This window comes from Corynebacterium xerosis NBRC 16721 = ATCC 373 (assembly GCF_001552415.1).
GTDB lineage: Bacteria > Actinomycetota > Actinomycetes > Mycobacteriales > Mycobacteriaceae > Corynebacterium > Corynebacterium xerosis.
On record NZ_BCRD01000001.1, the window covers coordinates 257,938 to 276,343 of the forward strand.

19 protein-coding genes are annotated in these 18,406 nt (G+C 67.0%); 8 read left to right on the plus strand and 11 right to left on the minus strand.

Features of this window, described 5'->3' with window-relative positions; genetic code table 11:
* Positions 1-210 precede the first annotated feature (210 nt).
* Genes CX1_RS01215 through CX1_RS01225 form a run of 3 tightly spaced genes read left to right on the plus strand, consistent with a single transcriptional unit; the run spans position 211 to position 4,143 of the window.
* On the plus strand, positions 211-1,746 hold the full coding sequence (locus CX1_RS01215) for an SLC13 family permease (protein WP_082718963.1): 1,536 nt from the start codon (positions 211-213) through the stop codon (positions 1,744-1,746).
* On the plus strand, positions 1,747-3,669 hold the full coding sequence (locus tag CX1_RS01220) for an ATP-binding protein (RefSeq protein WP_052753007.1): 1,923 nt from the start codon (positions 1,747-1,749) through the stop codon (positions 3,667-3,669).
* 3 nt (positions 3,670-3,672) lie between these two features.
* Entirely contained in the window at positions 3,673-4,143 is a 471-nt protein-coding gene (locus CX1_RS01225) for a response regulator (protein ID WP_046649500.1), read from the plus strand.
* A gap of 531 nt (positions 4,144-4,674) precedes the next feature.
* Here CX1_RS01225 and CX1_RS01230 read toward each other — a convergent pair.
* Complete coding sequence (locus CX1_RS01230; protein ID WP_060925247.1) at positions 4,675-5,217, minus strand: DUF488 domain-containing protein; 543 nt, start codon at positions 5,215-5,217, stop codon at positions 4,675-4,677.
* 533 nt (positions 5,218-5,750) lie between these two features.
* Positions 5,751-7,454 (minus strand): glycoside hydrolase family 13 protein, encoded by a 1,704-nt coding sequence (locus tag CX1_RS01235; RefSeq protein WP_046649499.1) that lies wholly within the window; start codon positions 7,452-7,454, stop codon positions 5,751-5,753.
* Between the two features lie 142 nt (positions 7,455-7,596).
* On the opposite strand from CX1_RS01235, the gene CX1_RS01240 reads away from it, so the two are divergent.
* Positions 7,597-8,025, plus strand: a complete 429-nt coding sequence (locus CX1_RS01240) for a YtoQ family protein (RefSeq protein WP_046649498.1) — start codon at positions 7,597-7,599, stop codon at positions 8,023-8,025.
* Positions 8,026-8,104: 79 nt separating this feature from the next.
* Here CX1_RS01240 and CX1_RS01245 read toward each other — a convergent pair whose 3' ends face one another.
* From CX1_RS01245 to CX1_RS01260, 4 genes are all read right to left on the minus strand, one after another.
* Positions 8,105-9,007, minus strand: coding sequence for an alpha/beta hydrolase (locus tag CX1_RS01245; protein ID WP_082718965.1), 903 nt, complete (start codon positions 9,005-9,007; stop codon positions 8,105-8,107).
* A gap of 118 nt (positions 9,008-9,125) precedes the next feature.
* Positions 9,126-9,569 (minus strand): alternative ribosome rescue aminoacyl-tRNA hydrolase ArfB, encoded by a 444-nt coding sequence (gene arfB / locus CX1_RS01250; protein ID WP_046649497.1) that lies wholly within the window; start codon positions 9,567-9,569, stop codon positions 9,126-9,128.
* Positions 9,570-9,593: 24 nt separating this feature from the next.
* Positions 9,594-9,815: a hypothetical protein gene (locus CX1_RS01255; RefSeq protein ID WP_211255184.1), complete on the minus strand. Its 222-nt coding sequence runs from the start codon at positions 9,813-9,815 to the stop codon at positions 9,594-9,596.
* Between the two features lie 189 nt (positions 9,816-10,004).
* Positions 10,005-10,511, minus strand: coding sequence for a DUF1877 family protein (locus CX1_RS01260; RefSeq protein ID WP_046649496.1), 507 nt, complete (start codon positions 10,509-10,511; stop codon positions 10,005-10,007).
* 189 nt (positions 10,512-10,700) lie between these two features.
* Between CX1_RS01260 and CX1_RS01265 the strand changes: the two genes are divergently transcribed.
* Entirely contained in the window at positions 10,701-11,900 is a 1,200-nt protein-coding gene (locus tag CX1_RS01265; RefSeq protein WP_082718966.1) for a hypothetical protein, read from the plus strand.
* Between the two features lie 67 nt (positions 11,901-11,967).
* Positions 11,968-12,744 (plus strand): VOC family protein, encoded by a 777-nt coding sequence (locus CX1_RS01270; RefSeq protein WP_046649495.1) that lies wholly within the window; start codon positions 11,968-11,970, stop codon positions 12,742-12,744.
* Between the two features lie 70 nt (positions 12,745-12,814).
* On the opposite strand, the gene CX1_RS01275 is transcribed toward CX1_RS01270, so the two are convergent.
* The gene (locus tag CX1_RS01275) at positions 12,815-13,615 is read right to left on the minus strand and encodes an alpha/beta fold hydrolase (RefSeq protein ID WP_046649520.1); all 801 of its coding nucleotides are present in this window, start codon (positions 13,613-13,615) and stop codon (positions 12,815-12,817) included.
* 111 nt (positions 13,616-13,726) lie between these two features.
* On the opposite strand from CX1_RS01275, the gene CX1_RS01280 reads away from it, so the two are divergent.
* Positions 13,727-15,517 (plus strand): GNAT family N-acetyltransferase, encoded by a 1,791-nt coding sequence (locus CX1_RS01280; protein ID WP_046649494.1) that lies wholly within the window; start codon positions 13,727-13,729, stop codon positions 15,515-15,517.
* Positions 15,518-15,550: 33 nt separating this feature from the next.
* Complete coding sequence (locus CX1_RS01285) at positions 15,551-16,414, plus strand: DUF4184 family protein (protein ID WP_160297993.1); 864 nt, start codon at positions 15,551-15,553, stop codon at positions 16,412-16,414.
* Here CX1_RS01285 and CX1_RS01290 read toward each other — a convergent pair.
* Genes CX1_RS01290 through CX1_RS12640 form a run of 4 tightly spaced genes read right to left on the minus strand, consistent with a single transcriptional unit; the run spans position 16,389 to position 18,348 of the window.
* Positions 16,389-17,108 (minus strand): MFS transporter, encoded by a 720-nt coding sequence (locus CX1_RS01290; RefSeq protein WP_146780771.1) that lies wholly within the window; start codon positions 17,106-17,108, stop codon positions 16,389-16,391. The two genes, CX1_RS01285 and CX1_RS01290, sit on opposite strands and share 26 nt — an antisense overlap.
* Positions 17,109-17,111: 3 nt before the next feature.
* Positions 17,112-17,456 (minus strand): hypothetical protein, encoded by a 345-nt coding sequence (locus CX1_RS01295; protein ID WP_052753005.1) that lies wholly within the window; start codon positions 17,454-17,456, stop codon positions 17,112-17,114.
* Positions 17,414-17,806 (minus strand): iron chelate uptake ABC transporter family permease subunit, encoded by a 393-nt coding sequence (locus CX1_RS12635; protein WP_217994753.1) that lies wholly within the window; start codon positions 17,804-17,806, stop codon positions 17,414-17,416. Before CX1_RS12635 ends, CX1_RS01295 begins: the two co-directional genes overlap by 43 nt.
* Complete coding sequence (locus tag CX1_RS12640; RefSeq protein ID WP_052753063.1) at positions 17,803-18,348, minus strand: iron chelate uptake ABC transporter family permease subunit; 546 nt, start codon at positions 18,346-18,348, stop codon at positions 17,803-17,805. The genes CX1_RS12635 and CX1_RS12640 overlap by 4 nt, the downstream gene beginning before the upstream one ends.
* Positions 18,349-18,406 lie beyond the last annotated feature (58 nt).

Sequence of the window (18,406 nt, forward strand, 5' to 3'; positions counted from 1 at the left end):
CGATTGAGAGCGTGAAGTTCATGGTCATAGAGGTAAGTCGCGTTCGGAACGTGGTGGAGTTCAAGTTCAACGTGTAGCGGGGCGGCCGAAAGGCCAGATCAGGGTGAGCTCGGAGCCCGATGGATCGGGCAGGGGCACCGACGACTGTGCCAACTCCCGCCACCTACAGTGAACAGTGCGAATTCTGTGGCGTGACCTACCATTGAAGGCATGAGTGCCGACGTCGCAGATTCCCCCGGGAAACCCTCTTCCGCCACCTCCGCCACAACTGCTCCCGCTCCGCGCAGGGCGAGGAAGCGATCGACCAACGCACCCAAGCCGCCGGTCCTGCAGCAGGCCGCGAGAACGCTGAGTCCCAAGCAGATCGTCGGGTTCGTCCTCGGCTCCGTTCTGTTCCTCGTGCCGTTCTTCGCGGACATCCCCGGGCTGGCGGAACCGGGCGAGCGAATGCTGGCGATTTTCCTGTTGGCGATCGTGTTCTGGGTGCTCGAGCCGATCCCTCTGACCGCGACGGCGGTGCTGGTCATCTTCCTGGAGGTGCTGCTGGTCTCGAAGGGGGCGTTCGACGATCCCACCGGAGGAGACGCCGCTCTGGCGGACACGGTGCTTCCGGCCTCCGACTATTTCGCGGCTTTGGCCAACCCCGTGATCATCCTGTTCCTGGGCGGGTTCATGATCGCCCACGGCGCCGAGAAGTACGGCATGGACCGCAACCTCGCATCCGTGATGCTCAAGCCCTTCCCCAGCAACGCGCGGATGACGGTGCTGGGCCTGATGCTGATCACCGCCCTGCTCAGCATGTTCATGTCGAATACCGCTACCACCGCGACGATGTTTGCGGTGGTCATCCCGATTCTCAAGGCGCTTCCCGCGGGCAAGGCGAGGGCCGGCGTCGCGCTGTCGATTCCCCTGGCGGCGAACGTCGGAGGCATCGGCACCCCGGTGGGCACGCCGCCGAATGCGATCGCCATCGGCGTGCTGCAGGAGCACGGCATTTCCGTCTCCTTCACCCAGTGGATGGTGCTGGCCGTGCCGTACATGCTCGTCGTGCTGGCCATCGCGTGGGTTCTGCTGTGCCTGACGTTCATTCCGAAAGACGCGCGCATCGAGATCGACATGGAATCCCGCTGGAACAAGGCCCTCGACGCGAAGGTGTTCTACGTCATCGCGGGCTTGACCATCCTCCTGTGGGTCTCGGAGCCGCTGCACGGCGTCTCCTCCAACATCGTCGGCTTCTTCCCGGTGGTGGCGCTCCTCGCGTTGCAGGTCATGAAGGGCAAGGACGTCCAGGCCCTGGATTGGCCGGTGCTGTGGTTGGTCTCCGGAGGCATCGCGCTGGGCACCGGCGTGGGCGCCACCGGGTTGGATGCGTGGCTCGTCGGTTCGGTGGACTGGACGTCCCTGGGCGGCCTCGCGATCCTGGCCACGCTGGGTCTCATCAGTTTCGGCCTGGCCAACGTCATCTCGCACTCCGCCGCGGCCAACCTGTTGGTTCCCCTGGCGGTGTCGCTGGCGGTCTCGCTGGACAGCGTCAACCCGCTCCTGGTGGCGGTCGTCGTCGCCATCGCCTGTTCGGTCGGCATGTCGATGCCGATCTCCACGCCGCCGAACGCCATCGCCTATGCCACCGGCGAAATCAAGATCGGCCAAATGGCCTTCATCGGTCTGGCCGTCGGCGGCGTGGCCACCGCTCTGCTCGTCTTCGCCGCCCCGCCACTGTGGACGGCCCTGGGGCTGGTGGGCTAGATGCCCCTGCGCAAAGGATTGCCGCACTCGACGATCGCCATCGTCGGCCGCTCCGAGGTCACCCAGTATCTCTATTCTCTCGTCAGCCGCACGTTGGGGGAGCGGCACCGGGTGGTGAACGGGCCCGATCTGCCGTCCGTCCTCGAGCAGATCGGCGACGACGACAATCTGGGGCTGATCACGGTCACGCTCCACGACGACGGCCTCCCGGCCGACCATCCCCTCGTCTCCTTCGTCACCGATCCGAGGTTCAGGCACACGCGCATCCTGGTGTTGTCCACCGCGCCGTCGATCAGCGGGCTGGACCTGCTCACCGACTTGGGGCGGTTGGACATGCTCGCCTATACCCCGGAGATCAAGGAGGACACGTTCATCCGAACGCTCCTCCAGCAGCTGCGCCGTTACTGGCACCACCGCAGCGACGAGGACCCCACCGTGGGCTTCCACGACGAGCTCCCCGAGCACTTCGTGCTCGACACCACGATGAGCGACATCGAGATCATCAAAGTTCTCATCGATGCCGCCGACCACCATCTCGGTTACCAACCCCGCCTGGTGTTCCCGCCGGGGGTGTACCTCACCAAGGAGGGGCACGCCGTCGAGGAGATGATCTTCGCCCTGAGCGGCAAGGTGCTGCTCGGGCGCATCACCGACGCCGGCGACATCACCATGCACCACGCCTCCACCGGCAAGGTGATCGGACTGCTCGCCCTGGCCAATGCCCGGGTCGGCTTCTTCACCGCGCGCACCACCACCGAGGTCGTCGCGGTCCAGCTCTCCTACGAGCAGCTCAACTACCTCCTTTCCGTGGAACCGCAGCTCAACCGGCTCATCACCGCGCTGTTCGTCCGCACCTACGACAGACGGCTTCGACGCGCCGAGGACATCCAGGTGAAACGGCACGAAACTCGATCGTTGCTGGAACAGGAACGCGCCGCCCTCGCCCTGGCATTGAAGAACCTCGAGGGAGCCCGCAAGGAGTTGATGAGCCAGGCGCGGTTCGCCTCCCTCGGTGAGCTGGCCGCGGGCGTCGCCCACGAACTCAACAACCCGATGGCCGCGATCAAGCGCACCGCCGAACACCTCGCCGACGACATCGAGGCCCTGCTGAACACCGGCAAGTCCAAGCGCTGGTCGGACGGAGCTCTCTCCGCGATCGAGGCGGCCAGCTCGTCCCACGCGGTCAGCACGAAGCGGGCCCGCGAGATCCGCAGGGAGATCGCCGAGATCACCGGGGACCGTGAATTGGCGTCGCGTTTGGTGCTGGCCGGGGTCCACGACCTGGATTTCGTCCGCCAGGTGCACAAGTCCCGGAATCTGGACTTCGAAATGGTGGAGCACGCCGCCTCCATCGGCACCGCCCTGCGCAACGTCGAAAATGCGGCCACCCGCATCACCGATCTCGTGGCGAGTCTGCGTTCCTACGCCCGCCCCGACGGCGACCCCGTCACGGACGTCGACATTCACCAGGGCATCGACGACACCATCCGCCTGACCTCCCACAAGCTCCGGGGCGTCACCGTCCGCCGCGACTACGCCGAACTTCCCCCGATCACCTGTACCCCGGGCCAGTTGGCGCAGGTGTGGACCAACCTCATCACCAACTCCGCCGAAGCGTTCATCGAATCCGGCAAGGGGTCCACCATCACCGTGCGCACCAGTCGGCCGAGGCCGGACTGGGTGCAGGTCGAGGTCATCGACGACGGCCCCGGGATCCCGGGGGAGCTCTTGGACCGGCTCTTCGAACCCCGCTTCACCACGAAGCAGGGCCAGGTCCGCTTCGGCATGGGAATCGGCCTCGGGGTCTGCCGCACCATCGTGAGCAAACACAACGGGACCATCAACATCGAGACGTCCACCGCGGGAACCCGCGTCATCGTCGGCCTGCCAGTCGCCGGGCCGCTGTCACTACAGGAGAGCTGAATCATGAAGCTGACCATCCTCATCCTCGAAGACGAACCGGAGGTCCGCACCGCCATCGAGCGGGACCTGCAGGTCTTCGCTCCCACGGTGCGTCTCGAACCGGCTTCCGACGTCGACGACGCCTGGGAGGTCATCGACGAAATCAGCGCCGACGGCGACGTCCTCGCCCTCGCCCTGTGCGATCACCGCATGCCCGGCACCACCGGCGTCGAGTTCCTCGTCGACATGATGGACGACGACCGCACCGCCGCCACCCGCAAGGTTCTGGTGACCGGACAGGCGCAGTTGAAGGACACCATCGTCGCGGTCAACGAGGCGGATCTCGACCACTACATCGCCAAGCCCTGGGATCGCGCCGACTTGGAGGCGACGGTCCGTGAGCTGCTCACCGCCTACGTCGCCGACATGGGCATCGATCCTCTGCCGCACCTGGCGGCGCTCGACCAGGCCCGGGCGATGGAACTGATCCGCTAGGCGTCGATCTGCTGCTGACTCATCATCGTCCCCATGACGCCGACCAGCCGTGGGGAGCCGACGATGGATCGGGCGGTGGCGGAGTTCGGCCACGTCGACGTCCTCATCTGCAATCACGAACGTTCCGGCGGGGATCACCCTGACTCTCGCGTGTCAGCTTGCCGACGAAGGGATCACCGTGGATTGCGTGAATCCCGGACCAGTCGATACCGGGTACGTGACCCCGGACACCGTGGAGCAGATGTCGCCGATGTTCCCCCTCGGCCGTTGGGGTGAACCGGACGCCCCCGGAGAGAACCGGTGCCGCCCTTTTCGGGCTCTGCGGTCAGCTACGCACTCCAAAACGCGAAGAGCCCCTAAAGCTCGTTTGAGCGTGCTATTTGCTGGTGTGCCTCCGATGCTGCTGCTCATAAGGGGCGGGCGCTCCATGAATACAAGGCGTAGGTCGCGCATGAGGTCAGGCCGAGGCGGATGCCGTGGCTGACTGAGGCGTAGTCCGAGTTTCCGCACCCCTGGCCTCTGGTGTACGCGCTAGCCCCGCTCGGGGTAGCGCACGAGGAGATCGTTGCCGATGACTGCGCCGTCGTTGAGCGTTGCCTCGCTCACCTTCGCCCCGGCTGCACCCAGGCCCATAATGTGGCCAACCTCGTCACCGTGGGCGATGAGGTGGTCGGCGATGATACGCCGGTGGCAGCGCCACCACACCGCCTCGGAGCACATGATCGCGGTGGGGGTTTCGGCGGCGTTCACCCGTAGCTGCGAGAGCGCGTCCGAGAACTCCTCGCCCAGCGCATGGTCGGCGTAATTGTGGAAACTGCGGTTACGCCAGTTGCCGTTAACCTCAAACGGCACCGAGTGGGACACGTTGCGCCGCCCGGTGAGGCCCTCGCTTCTGCTGTAAGTGATGCCACATGTGGGAAGGTGTTCGGCAAGGTGGTCGCCGTTGAACCACGGGTACTTCCTGGACCCGGGCAGCTTGCGCACATCCACGATGGATGCCACACCGGCAGCCTTGATCATTTCAGCGAAGTCCTCGAACTCGAGGTTGGAGTGGCCCACGGTGAAAATGCGCATGTCGCCAATGCTACGCGCCAAGCGGGCACACCCACATCGGCGTCCGGGTATCGTGCATCGGCAGGTGGTCGGACCGGTAGAACGGGGGGGGGGTGGGGTAGCAGGCAGGACGTTTAATGCATTCGCGCCCGCCTTTGCTCGGCATCAATCCTATTTACGGCCGAGCGTTCCGCACGGACCGTTCGGTTAAGTTTCAACGGGTCGCTTGGGCGACATCGGAAGCCTGAATTAACCGTATGTGGGGCAAATCCCATGTATGTCTTGTTAAAGGACGCTGCTGCACGAGGAGCGGGGGCTGAGGCTACCTGGTGTGCACTCTATCTTTGCTGCACATAGCGGGTGTGGTGGTTTTTAGCTGCTATTCACGAATGAGAAGGTGACTTTGCAACGACACGTAGTGGAGTTCAAGTTCAACGTCTGATCATGCAGGTCAGACGGGTTTCGTTGGCCAAAGACTACAACTGTTGATGGGGTTCTCCGGCGGGGCCCGGCAAAGGACAACCCCCGACCGTGTCGGCCGGGGGTTCATCCGATCAGCGCAGCCAGGCGCAGGTTTCGCCGGGCAGTAGGCCGTCGTCGCCAAGCTCCGAGCTGCTGAGCAGCACCTCGCCGGATGGCAGGGGAATGGGTTCGGTGTCGAAGTTCAGCACCACCCGCCATCCACCAGGCCGGCGGAAAGTCAGAGACGAATCCGTGACGTCCTCCCACTCGAGCTTTTCGTCGTCCTGCAACTCAGCGCGCAGTTCCAGCGCCCGCCGGTAGAGGTTCAAGGTTGAGGCGGGGTCTTCATTCTGAACCTCGACGGCGTAGTCGCCGAACCAGTCCGGCTGCGGCAAGTGAGAGCCGTCGTCGCCGAATCCGAACGACCGGCCCCGGCTGCTCCACGGCAGCGGAACGCGGCAGCCATCACGGCCGACCTCGACATCCCGGTTGCGGAAGAAGGCCGGATCCTGTCGGTCCTCGTCGGGAATCTGGCCCACCTCCGGCAGACCCAGTTCCTCGCCCTGATACAGGTAGGCCGAGCCGGGCAACCCGAGAAGAAACATCGTCGCCGCGCGAGCGCGTCGGGAACCCTGGGCATGATCGACGTGTGCGGGATCCCCGCCGTCGAAAAGCCACAGCTTTCCGTCATTGCCGGTGCCGGCGGGCGCCCCCGCTCCCGGAGCGCCCTTGCTTTCCTGGCCGCCGGGCAGCCCGTAGCGGGTGGCGTGGCGCACCACGTCATGGTTGGAAAGCACCCACGTGGTGGAACCCCCGATGGCTTCGGCCGCCGTGAGGTTGCGCGAGATGATTTCGTGGAACTCGTCGGCGCGGAAGTCCGCCTGCAGCAGGTCGAAATTGAAGGTCTGGCCGAGGCCCTCGGGTGACGCGTAGCGTGCCTGCCGGTGCGGGGCGACCCATGCTTCGGCGACCGCGGTGCGGGGTGGGTCGTACTCGTTGAAGACGTCGCGCCACTCCATGTAAATCTCGTGGACGTCGTCCCGATCCCACACGGGATGTTGCCCGTCGACGAACAGCTCCCGCCCACCCAGCACATCCGCCAGGGCATCGAAGGCCGGATCCATGTTCTTCTTCAACCCGTGCGCCACGTCGACGCGGAAGCCGTCGACGCCCCGGTCGCTCCAGAACCGAAGGGTCTCAAGGAAATCCTCGTGCACGTCCGGGTGATCCCAGTTGAAGTCCGGCTGCTCCTTGGCGAACAAATGGAGGTACCACTGGCCGGGGCTGCCGTCGGGTTCGGTGATCCGTTGCCATGCGCCGCCACCGAAGATCGACTGCCATTCATTGGGCGGCAGCTCGCCGTTTTCTCCCTTGCCGTCGCGGAAAATGTAGCGGGACCGCTCGTTCGAACCCTTCGGAGAGTTCAGGGCGGCGCGGAACCACTTATGGCGGTTCGACGAATGGTTGGGAACGATGTCGACCACCACCTTGATGTGGGCCGCATGCAGCGCGGCCACCATCTCGTCGAACTCGTCCAGGGTGCCGATCTTCGGGTCGACGTTCCGGTAGTCGTCGACGTCGTAGCCGCCGTCGGCCAGCGCGGAGGGGTAGAACGGGCTCAACCACACGGCGTCGATGCCCAGGTCCCGCAGATAGTCCACCCGCGACGTGATGCCGGCCAGATCTCCGATCCCGTCGGCGTTGGCATCGGCGAAACTGCGGGGATAGATCTGGTAGACGACGGCTTGGCGCCACCAGCCGGGGAGATCGAAAACTTCGCGACGTCGCTGGTTCACGGGTGAATTCCTCCTGCGTGGGCTCCAAGTGGGAGTTGATTTCGGTGCTATATCAACCGTCGTCATTCCACCCTAGCCATTGGCGTCCCGGTAGGCTGCGGGTGCCGTTCACCGGCCCATCGACGTAAGGAGAAAGCAGGCCATGAGCTTCAACGTGTACCTTTCCGGCGAGATCCACACCGATTGGCGTGAAGAAATCCAGCGCGGCGCCGAGGCCGCCGGCCTCGACGTGGTGTTCACCGCGCCGGTGACCGATCATCCCGCCAGCGACGCTGCCGGCGATCACCTGGGCGCGGCGCCCGCCGGGTTCTGGCGCGACCACCAGTCGTCGAAGGTCAACTCCATCCGCACCCGCACGCTGATCGAGAAGGCCGACATGGTCGTCGTACGTTTCGGCGACCAGTACAAGCAGTGGAACGCCGGCTACTGCGCGGCCCTGGACAAGCCGTACATCACGCTTCACAGCGAAGACATCGTCCACCCGCTCAAGGAAGTCGACGCCGCCGCCCAGGCGTGGTGCACCACCACCGATCAGGTCGTGGAGATCCTGCGCTACGTGCTCGAGGCGTAGTTTCGCCGGACGGCCGCCCGAATCGATGGGGCGTTCGGAGCGGTAAGTCTCCCGGGTGTCGGGGTTCGCCTCGCCCCGCTCAGGCTTCGCCGGAGGCGACGGGAACATATCGAGCGAGAAAATCCAGCTGCCCGGTGACGTTGCGTTCGAAGTCGTCGCCGACGTAGATGTCGAAATGACCGCCTGGTTGCGTGTGCACCTCGCCCTTCGCCGCCTTGCGGACATGGCGCAGGGTGGGGCGCGGCGGGGCGACCGAGTCATCCTCGCAGACCGCGAAGTACGCCGGGGACTGGATCTTGCGGGCGTGTCGTCCCGGGAAATAGCGCAGAATATCCAACCCGAATCGTGCCGTGATGTCCGAGCGGATGTCATCTCCGGCGGGCACAATTGCTTCGATGCCCGCCACGCAGTCGGGCGCCGTCATCAGGGCGGTCGACCCCGGGTCCCCGTAAGCGGGAACCATCACAGGTTCCTTGTTGCGCCACGCGGCGAGCAGATCGCGCACGGCCAGCAGGCCGATCTTGACCGTGGTCGCAGGCGGCAGCGCCAACGTCGAGGCCAATCCATCGGTGAATGGGCACTGCGCGATGACCGCGGCAAGCCTGGGGTCGCGCGCCGCGGTCCGAACCACGTGGCCGCCACCAAAGGACGTGCCCCAGATGACCACACGGTCAGGGTCGACCCCGTCGAGGCCCCGCGCGTGGGTGATCGCGGAGTTCCAGTCCTCGAGCTGACGCCGCACCGACAGGAGCTGACGGGGCTCCCCGGCGCTCGCACCGAAGTGCCTGTAGTCGAACACCAGGCAGCGGTAGCCGGCGGCGCTGAAACGCTCGGCGAAGGCATCGAGGCGCATCTGGCGTACGCCGCCGAGACCATGGGCCATCACGATGATCGGCCCCGGGGCAGGGGCGTCGTCGGGAACGTACAGCCACGCGGCGCAGGATCCATCTCCGGAGGGGAAGGTCACGTCAGATCTGGTCATGGCGTTAACCGTAGGGGGATTCGCTCCTTCACGGGCGCGTTTCGGACGGTACCGTCCCCGCCGCCGGCGATGATCGGTCGATTCTTCGGCGAAATTTCCTGGTCTCTGCGGCGATTGCCTAGGAAACGTTCGGCCGCTTCCTCGTCGATTTCAGTTCCGACCGCCGCTTCTTCGCGGCAATGCGGCGGCGCACCGACCCGCGAGTCGGTTTCGTCTTGCGCCGCGGGGGAGGCGGCGGGGCCAGTGCTTCCCGCAACAGCGCGGCCATCCGCTCGCGTGCTTCCGCCCGATTGCGGATCTGCGACCTCTGCGTGGTTACGGCGACGGTGAGGACTGTGCCGTCCAGGCGGTTTTCGAGGTTGCGCAGGACGCGGCGGCGCTGGCCGTCGGAAAGCGAACCGCACACGGCGACGTCGATGGACAGCTGCACCTTACTGTTCGTGGTGTTGACTCCCTGGCCGCCCGGCCCCGACGACCGGGCGAAGCGCTCGGTCAGGTCGGCGGCGGGGATGACCAGGCCGCCGGGGATCCCCGGGCCCGATGCGATGGTCAGGTCGTTCATGGGGCCCACCCTAATCGGCGGCGACTATTCGGCGTACCGCTGTCGGACCGCCTCGCCGCTCGTGCCGATTGCTTCGCCGAGCTCGCGCCACGAGACGTTCGCGGTCCGCGCGGTGCGGATCGCCTCCGCCAATTCCTTCTCCGCCTGACTCCGTCGAAACTGGGCCAGTTTGACGGCCATGATCGGCGACAACGGGGCGTTGAGGTCCCCGTCGTCGGGTTCGTAGTTCTCGAATCGCTCCGCCATTTCGTCGGCTTACGCGATGAGATCGGAAAGCGAGCGTCGCATTGGCGTCACCTCAGAAACTTGTTTCGTGCCGGACTTATGGCGTGAATGATGGTGAGTTCACCGCCCCAGCAGGCGATCACTTCGCAAGGTTACTTGTCGCAAGTTATCTAGGCAATGGGGGATGGGCAGGGGGCCTCAGCCACTTTTTCAGGCGATCAAGTAGACCGCGCCGAGCCCCTTGTCGCTCATCTCCTGCGCGAAGTCCTTCGCCTTCTCCAGATAGTGCTGGGCATAGTGAAGCTCTGAAGGCATGTCCTCGATGACGCCTGGTTCGAAAGCGTCACGGTCGTCGAAAAGAGTCGCGTCCTTCAAGTCTTCGGCGATCACCTTCATCTCCGCAGGGCTCAGCGCCTTCGAGAATCCTTCCCAGCCCACCCCACCGTCGAGCATCGTCGGCTCGCCGGCGAACAGTGCGTGCGCTGGGCTGTGGCCGCCGAGCGGGGTCGTAGTCAGGCGCTGCAAATGGGGCCAACACTTGTCCAGGTACAGCATCGGCGGGACGGCCTTGCCTCCCATAGTCGACGTGCCGTCGCCATTCGGAACGAGCCCCCACGCATCCCCGAGCGGATCATCGGACAGGAACGGACGAGGGTCTTTGACGGCGGCTTCGTAGTGGTCGGGATGAAGCGGATATGCGTAGTAGCGGATTCCCATGACCTGATCGTGCGGTGGGGGAGGTGCGGCGGCAACGGATGCGCGGCCGATTGTGGATGAATCCGGTCGGGTCGTTCACCCTGTGGATGGACCTCGCACACGGGTTCCCCTGCCTGGGCAGGGAATTTCCGTCGCTGGAACTATAGTCGGGGATTCCAACGCAATTCGCGCGAAAGGCGGAGCCAGTTAATGGTTGACCCGGAGAAGGATGCCGAGAAATCGGTCGACGAGGTGTTTGACGCCGAACCCGTGGAATTGGGGGCTGACGTTCCTGAGACGGGACAGGCTGATCAGTCCATCAACGACCTGATCGGCGAGCAGAATCGGGAAGCCGAGGAGTTTGCGAAGAGCTTCCTCAAAACGGTCTTGAGGCTTCGCGGAGTTCGAATCGAACGCGAGCAATTCCTCCGCTCGGAGCTGCATAAGCGCGGTATCGCCCGTGAGGTGATCGACGAGGCGATCGCGTTGTCGCCGGCGGCCGCAGGCATCGATGTGGTGCTCCTGGATGACATGGCCAACGCAGCCATCGCCTTCGAAACCCGCAAGTCTTCGGCACTGTCCTTCGCCGCGGGGCTACCGGGAGGCTTCGGTTTGCTGGCCACCGTTCCCGGTGACGTCACCCAGTTCTACGTCCATGCGTTCCGCGTCATGCAGAAGACCGCGTACGTCTACGGATGGCAGTCGTTTCTGGAAGATTCGAAAGAGGTCGACGACGAGACGCTGGGCAAGCTGTCGATGTTCCTCGGCGTCATGTTGGGCGTGGGAGGGGCGTCATCGTCTTTGACCGTGTTCGCGGCATCGGTTGCGAGGCCGGCGATTCAAAAGCAGGTCGCCGGCAAGGCGCTGACGAAAACCACGTGGTACCCGGTGATGAAGTCGACGCTACGGGTCATCGGCGTGAAGCTGACGAAGGACAGCCTGGCGAAGACCGTCACAAAGGTCGTTCCCGTGGCCGGCGGCGTCATTTCCGGCGGCATGACCTTCGTGACGCTGCGGGGACAATCCAAGAGGCTCATGGAGCATCTCCGAGAGCTGCCGCCGCCCAACGTCGACGCCGCCGAGTGGCGAGCATTGGTGACGCACGCCGACGCAGAGGAAGCGTTGCGCGATAATTCCGTGCTGTCCTCCGTCGGCGGAGCCGTGTCGAACGCCACGGAGACCGCGTCCACCGAGGCGCGAGCGGCGCTCGACGGAGCTGGTTCGGCCGTGAAGGGCGCGGCCAGCGGCGCCGGGTCTGCCGTGAGGGGCGCGGCGAGTGGCGCCGGGTCTGCCGTGAAGGGCGCGGCAAGTGGCGCGTCCGGACGGCTGAAGTCCCTGGTCCGCCGAAAGAATCGTGACCTCGACGAGGCGGGCGTGGATGACGACGATCAGGTTGATTCCGCGACCTAACGCGACCGCGATTCCACCGGTATCCTCGCGCACACCCCGGCTCCGGGGCCCTCGAGGAAGGAATCCCATGACCATCGACAATGTCGCACCGGTTTGGATCGACCTGGGCGCACCCGACCTGGAATCGGCGAAGGACTTTTACCGGGAGCTTTTCGGGTGGAACTACACATCCACCGGCGAGGACTACGGCGGCTACCTGATGGTCGACGTCGGGGTTCCGGTCGGCGGCGCCGCCCACAACATGAACGAGAAGGGCGAGCTCGATCCGTCGTTGCCCGCCTGGTTCACCACGTATTTCAAGGTCGACGACATCGACGCCGCGGTCGCCGACGTTTCCGCCCACGGCGGCCAGGTGTTCGTGCAGCGGATGCAGATCGGCGACATGGGGTCCATGGCCATCGTCGCCGCACCTTCGGGAGCAGCCTTCAGCCTGTGGCAGACGGGTACTTTCGATGGGTTCGATACTTCCGGGCGTCCCGGCACGGCCGTCTGGTTCGAGTCGTTGACCACCGATTTCGATGCGGATGCGGCGTTCTACCGTGAAGTTCTGGGGTGGGAGACCGCCCCGGAAAACTCGGCCGGCGCCCGATACGTCACCAACGCCGCCCATGACTCCGCCCGCGCCGGTCTCATGGAAGCCGCGGGCGCGCTTCCCGAGGGAGCGCCCTCCCATTGGCGGGTGACCTTCGGCGTCGAGGACGTCGATTCCGCCATTGCCGCGGTGCGGGAGCACGGGGGTTCCGTGCTGCAGCCGGCGCACGACTCGCCCCACGGCCGCCATGCCGTCGTCGCCGACCCCCAGGGCGCGCCTTTCGCGATCATCGAGGTGCAGGCGGTGTCGTAGTCGCCGGGCCAACACGGCGGCGAGCAGGCTCCCCGGGCACTGCGGGGAATGCCGCGATCCGTGGCCGGGCCTATGCCCCGGGCCCCAACCTCCCGACCGTGGACACGTCGTTGAGCAGCATCGACGGCCACCGGTCGACGTCCGCCCTCGTCGTCGCGACGTGCAACTCCGCCTGCGGCATGAGCTTCACCAGCGCCTGCGCGGTCGTCAGCGGATGGGCGGGATCCTGCGTCCACGCGAGGATCGCGGTCGGGACGTCGATGGTGGTCAGCGCCTTCTGCGGCGGCAGATCGCTCTTCGCGGCCCCGCGAAATACCCACGGCAGCAGGCGGGCGGGGACGTCGGGGCTGGTCTCCGGCGCGCCCGCGATCGCCGGCGGATCGATGTGATCGCGCTCGATCGCCAGCAGCGCACCCACGCCATGCTTGTCGACGAGATCCGCCGTCCGTTCGTACTCCGCCGCCTTCGCCACGCGCGACGCCCACGCGGTCGGCGGGGCCATCAACGTGAAACTGCTGAACCGGCCCGGATCGAGCAGCGCTGCGTGAAGCATCGTTGCGCAGCCCATCGACGGGCCGACGCCGTGGACGCGCTCGCCGGGGAACCGGTCGTCGAGAAGCAAAAGCAGGTCCTCGGCCAGATTCGGCCAACGGTAGTCTTCCGCGACCGTGCGCCCGGACGACTCGCCATGGCCGCGCGCGTCGTAGCGCAGCAGCCGCGTGCCGTGCAGGCCACGGCCCAAATCGAGGTTGAGCAGACGGTCGCGGGCCCGGCTCGACGTCAGCCCGTGCAGCTGGACCACCGCGTGCCCGCCCTCGTCGCTGAATTCCGTGGCCAACTCGGCGCCGGGCACCGCGAATCGATGGTTCATTCCCTCATTCACGTTGCGCCCCATTTCCGACACGTTTCCGAATCGTATACATCAAATGTCGAATTCGATTTGCGTCCCACGGTGCGATAATTGCTCCGTAGGGTCGAATTCGTGAGATTGACCAATGTAGCGCACCTCGGCCTCCCTTTCGGCAAGCTTGCGGGATACGACGTCCGCGTTTCGCGCACCGGACGGCAATTGCCGATTTCGTTCGACCAGCGCCGCCACGTCGGCCATGGCGAACGCCCCGGATCGTGGATGGCCATTGCTTTCACGCTGCCGTCGGTCGTGGATTGCGATCGACTCGCCGCGGCGTGGTTGGCGGTGGTGGATCGCCACGGCGCCTTGAAATCGGCCTTCATTCAGGGCGAATCGGGCGATGCCCAGGACTTCTCGCTGGAGGAGATCGACGTCGCACCGGGGGAGTGGGTGGACCACGAGGTCGGCGCCGGTGAGGCCATGAACGAGGCGCTCCGGCGGATCCTCGACGAACGCTGCACGCCGTTTTCCGCACCGTCCCATCGATTGTGCGCAATTCACGCGGTATCGGAAACGACGGTGATCATCGGCGTGGACCATTCGCATACGGACATGTGGTCGATGCTCGTGATCCTCCGGGATTTGCTCGGAGCATTGGGCGAAAATGCCGCGAATCGCGTGCCGCAATTGGCGGGCGTCCCGGCGCTCGCCGAACACGCCGAAGACATGAGGAGCCGTCGTCCCGCCCCCGACGAGATCCGCCGGCGGTGGGCGGAGGTGCTGGTGGCCAGCGGTGGCGTCATGCCGCGGTTCCCCCTGTCGCTGGGCGATCCGGGCCCGCACGTCGAGCGTGTCGAGGTCCGCGACGTCCTCGACGTCGACGATGCCGCGGCGTTGTCCGCGCAGGCCCGCGACGACGGTGTCTCCTCGCTGTCGACGGTGGTCGCGGCGATGACCTCGGTGACGCGCGAGCTGGCCGGCGCCCCGCTGCGCGCGGTGTTCCCGGTGCACAGCCGCTACGACCGGACGTGGCACGATTCCGTGGGGTGGTTCATCACCAATTCGGTGCTCGAGTCGGGCGACCCGGACCCGAAGGCGTGCGCCGGCGCGGTGAAGGAAGCGGTGCGGCTGGGATCGTGGCCGTTGGAGGACATCCTGGAACCGTGGGGCGGCATGCCGGATTCGCCGGGCATGTTCGCCATTTCCTGGCTGGATCTGCGTCGGCTTCCCGTTCGGGTCGATTCGACCGGATTGGGCGCGCAGTACGTTGGCGCGAGCGTCCGCCCCGATGGCGTCATGCTGTGGTTCATCCTCGACGACACCGGCCTCCACCTGCGCTGCCGCTACCCCGACACCGCCGAGGCCCGCGCGGGCGTGGGCGGATGGCTCGACGCGCTGGTCCGCGACATCCGCAATCGCGCGTTCGAGTCCGTCGGCGGCCTGCTCGCGGTGTCGGGCCGCAGGTTCCGCGTGCAGAGGGCCGTCCGGTCGGACATCGCCGACATCGTCGCCTTGCTTTCCGACGACGAACTCGGCGCCGCACGCGAGAACGGCGCCCGCGACCACGTCGGACATGCGGCGTACGACACCGCCTTCGACGCGGTGTCCCGTGACCCGGGCCAGTATCTCGCCGTGGTCAGGGACGAGGCCGGGGCGACGGTCGGGACGATGCAGCTGTCGATCCTCCCCGGCCTGTCCCGTAACGGGGCGACGCGGCTGCAGATCGAAGGCGTCCGGGTCGCCCCGGGAACTGCGGGATTGGGACTCGGCACCGCGATGCTGGAGTGGGCGCATGAGCATGGCCGGGCCCGTGGCGCGACGCTGGCGCAGGTGACCACGGACCGGTCCCGGTCCAGGGCCCAGTCCTTTTACGAACGGCTGGGTTACGGCGCGAGCCACGTCGGTTTCAAGCGCACTCTGTGATCGGTGGCTGCGTTCGCGGGTAGCCTGCCGGACGTGCCATACACGTTGTCGCATCCCGCTTTCGCCGTGCCGCTTCGCCGCCTGGGCCTGCCGGCCACGGCGCTCGCCATCGGTTCCCTGACCCCGGACGTTCCATTGTGGGCGGATGCCATCGGCGGGGGTGCGGTGCTGGAGACGATCGGCCTGACGTACGCCTTCACTCACTCGCCGACGGGCGTGCTCACCGGGTGCCTGGCTTTCGGGTTGGCATTGTGGGCCTGGTGGCTGGTGGTGCGCGCGCCGCTTTACGACGCTCTGCCGAAACGTTGGCTCACCGGTGCGTCCGGGGCGACGCTGTCGTCGTCGCGCGGGATGGAGGCGAAAGAGCCCGGCGTCGTCGGCGGACGGCGGCGGCCGACCGGCGCGCCCGTGCGGTGGTTCGCCGCCGTGGCTGGGTTGTGGATCGGCGCGGCCTCCCATGCCCTCGTCGATGAGCTCACGCACGAGGGGCGGTGGGCGCACTCCAACGTCGCGTGGTTCGCGCAGGAGCATGCGGGTCTCGCCGGAGTGAAGTGGGTGCAGTACGTCGGTTCCATCGGCGGGGCCCTCATCGTTGCCGGTTACGTGCTGTGGTGGTTGCGGGCGCGGCGTCGTGTGGCGGAGGAGGGCACCGCCGCGTCGGGGACGGACTCGTTCGTGGGGCGCCCGGCCATGCGCGCGGGTGTGGCGGCGGGCATCGCCGGTGCCGCGATCGTCGCCCTGTCCGCGATCGCCGCCGAGCCTTTCAGTCACGCGGTGTTCCGTGCGCTGACCGCCGGGGTTCTCGTCGTCGCGGCCGGAGCGACGATCGGCGCCGTCGCCTGGCACGTGTCGAGGGGGACGCGACGCCCCTTCAATTCCGCCCCGCGCGTGTCATGACCAGCAGTGCGGCGCATGGAACGGTCACGGCCGCGAGCGCCCAGGCGACTCCGGGCCATCCGGCCAGCGCGTAGCCGGCGCCGGCCAGCGCCGCTCCGGCGACGGTGCCCGCGGCCTGGGCGACGCCGTTGACGGCCAGCGCTGCCGACCGGGCCGGATCGGCGAGTCGCGCCAGTCCGGTGGTGACGCCCGCGGCGATCATCGCGTGCCCGACGGCAAGCACGGCCGTTCCCGTGACCATGAGGGTGAACGGCGAGGCGGCGAACACGAGGGCCACGCCCGCCAGGGATGCCACGATGCCGCCGGCCATCAGGGCAGCATCCGCGTCTCGCACCGACAACAACCTGCCGCTGAACCAGTTGCCCGCGAAAAACGGCGCGCCGGACACCGTCCAGACCAGGGTGAATCCGGCGCCGGTCAGTCCGTGGCGTTCGGCGTAGACGGCCGCGACGACCGCCAGCGCCCCCATGAATCCCGCCGTGCGCAGCAGCGATATGCCGATCAGGGCCGCGGCCCCGCGGTTGCGCAGCACAGTGGCCAGGGGCAGGCGACCCGGTCGCGGCGCGGCCGGAGCGTCCATGCCATCCGATGCGCCCCGCCGACCTCCGGCGCCGACCCGGGCCGTGCTCCGCGCCGACGTGCCGGCGAGCACCGCCGCCGCCGTCAGCGACAGCGCCGCCACCGTCCATAGCAACCCTCACCAGCCGACGAGGAGAGACAGCGCGCCAAGGACGGGCGCCGCGAGGACGGCGGTCAACGTCGTCGTCGCCGTCACCATCGTGGCCGCTCGGCCCTGCTCGGCGGGCGTCGCAAAGCAGGCGGCCGCACCCGACTGCAGTGTCGGGTTGAGTATCGCCGTCGCCGCGCCGATGCCGAGGCAGAAGGTGGCGAGCATCGGCCACTCGGACACCGTGCCCACCGCGCTGAACGCCCCTAGCAACGTCAGTCCCAGGACGGTGGCGGCCGGGCGGCTGATGCGCTGGACCAGGGCCGCGTAGATCAACCCCGCGGCCACCGCGGAAATGCCGCCGAGGCCGCGCACGCCGCCGACCTCCGCGGGCACGCCGCCGCGGCCGCCGCCAGCGACACGACCGCGAAAAGCGCGCGTCGGGCGCGGTTCGGGTCGACTCCGAGGCCCGCGGCGGCTTCGTCGCCCTGCGCCAGCACGTCCAGGGTGGCCGCGTGGCGCGCGAAGAGGAGCAGCGACAGCAGGGTCATGGCGGCGACGGGCGGCAGCAGCCCCCAGGCGGCGGCGCCGAACGAGCCCATCGTCCAGAACAGCACCGTGGCCGTGGATTCGGTGTCCGGCACCAGGTAGATGATCACCGCCATCAATGCCTGCAGCCCGGAGGCGATCACGACTCCGGTGAGCACGAGGCGCACGGGGCTCACGCCGGCGGAACCCCGGTGGCGGTGAACCACACCAACGCGCTCGAGGCGATGGCGCCGAGGAACGCGCCGGCGGCGACGAGGACGGTATTCGACGTCGCGGCGAGAGCGGCCAGCCCGAGGGTGGAGAACCCGCCCAGGACGATGGTCGCGGACACCGCGCCCACGGAGGCTCCGGCGGACACCCCGAGGATGAAGGGATCCGCCAGGACATTGCGGACCAGCGCCTGGGTCACCGCGCCGCACGCGGACAGTGCCGCCCCGACCAGGGCCGCGAGCAGAACGCGCGGAGCCCGGATCCGCCACACGATCTGGTAGCCGGTGACGTCCTCGAACGAAAGGTCTCCGCCGGTCAGGGCGGCCCAGAGGAATCGGAGGGCGTCGCCGAAGGCGATGGTCGCCCCGCCGAGCGCGGTGCCCGCTATCAGCGAAACCGCCAGTGCCGCGGTCAGGGCCGCAACGACGACGGCGGCGGCCAGGGGGCCGGGCCGGGATGCGGGGCGGGGGAGCGGGCAGTCATGCGGCGCCGCCGAAACGTCCGGCATGACGGGAATCTTCCGTCATGATGATAATGAAAGGCAATTTCATGAGCGATGTGCCCGG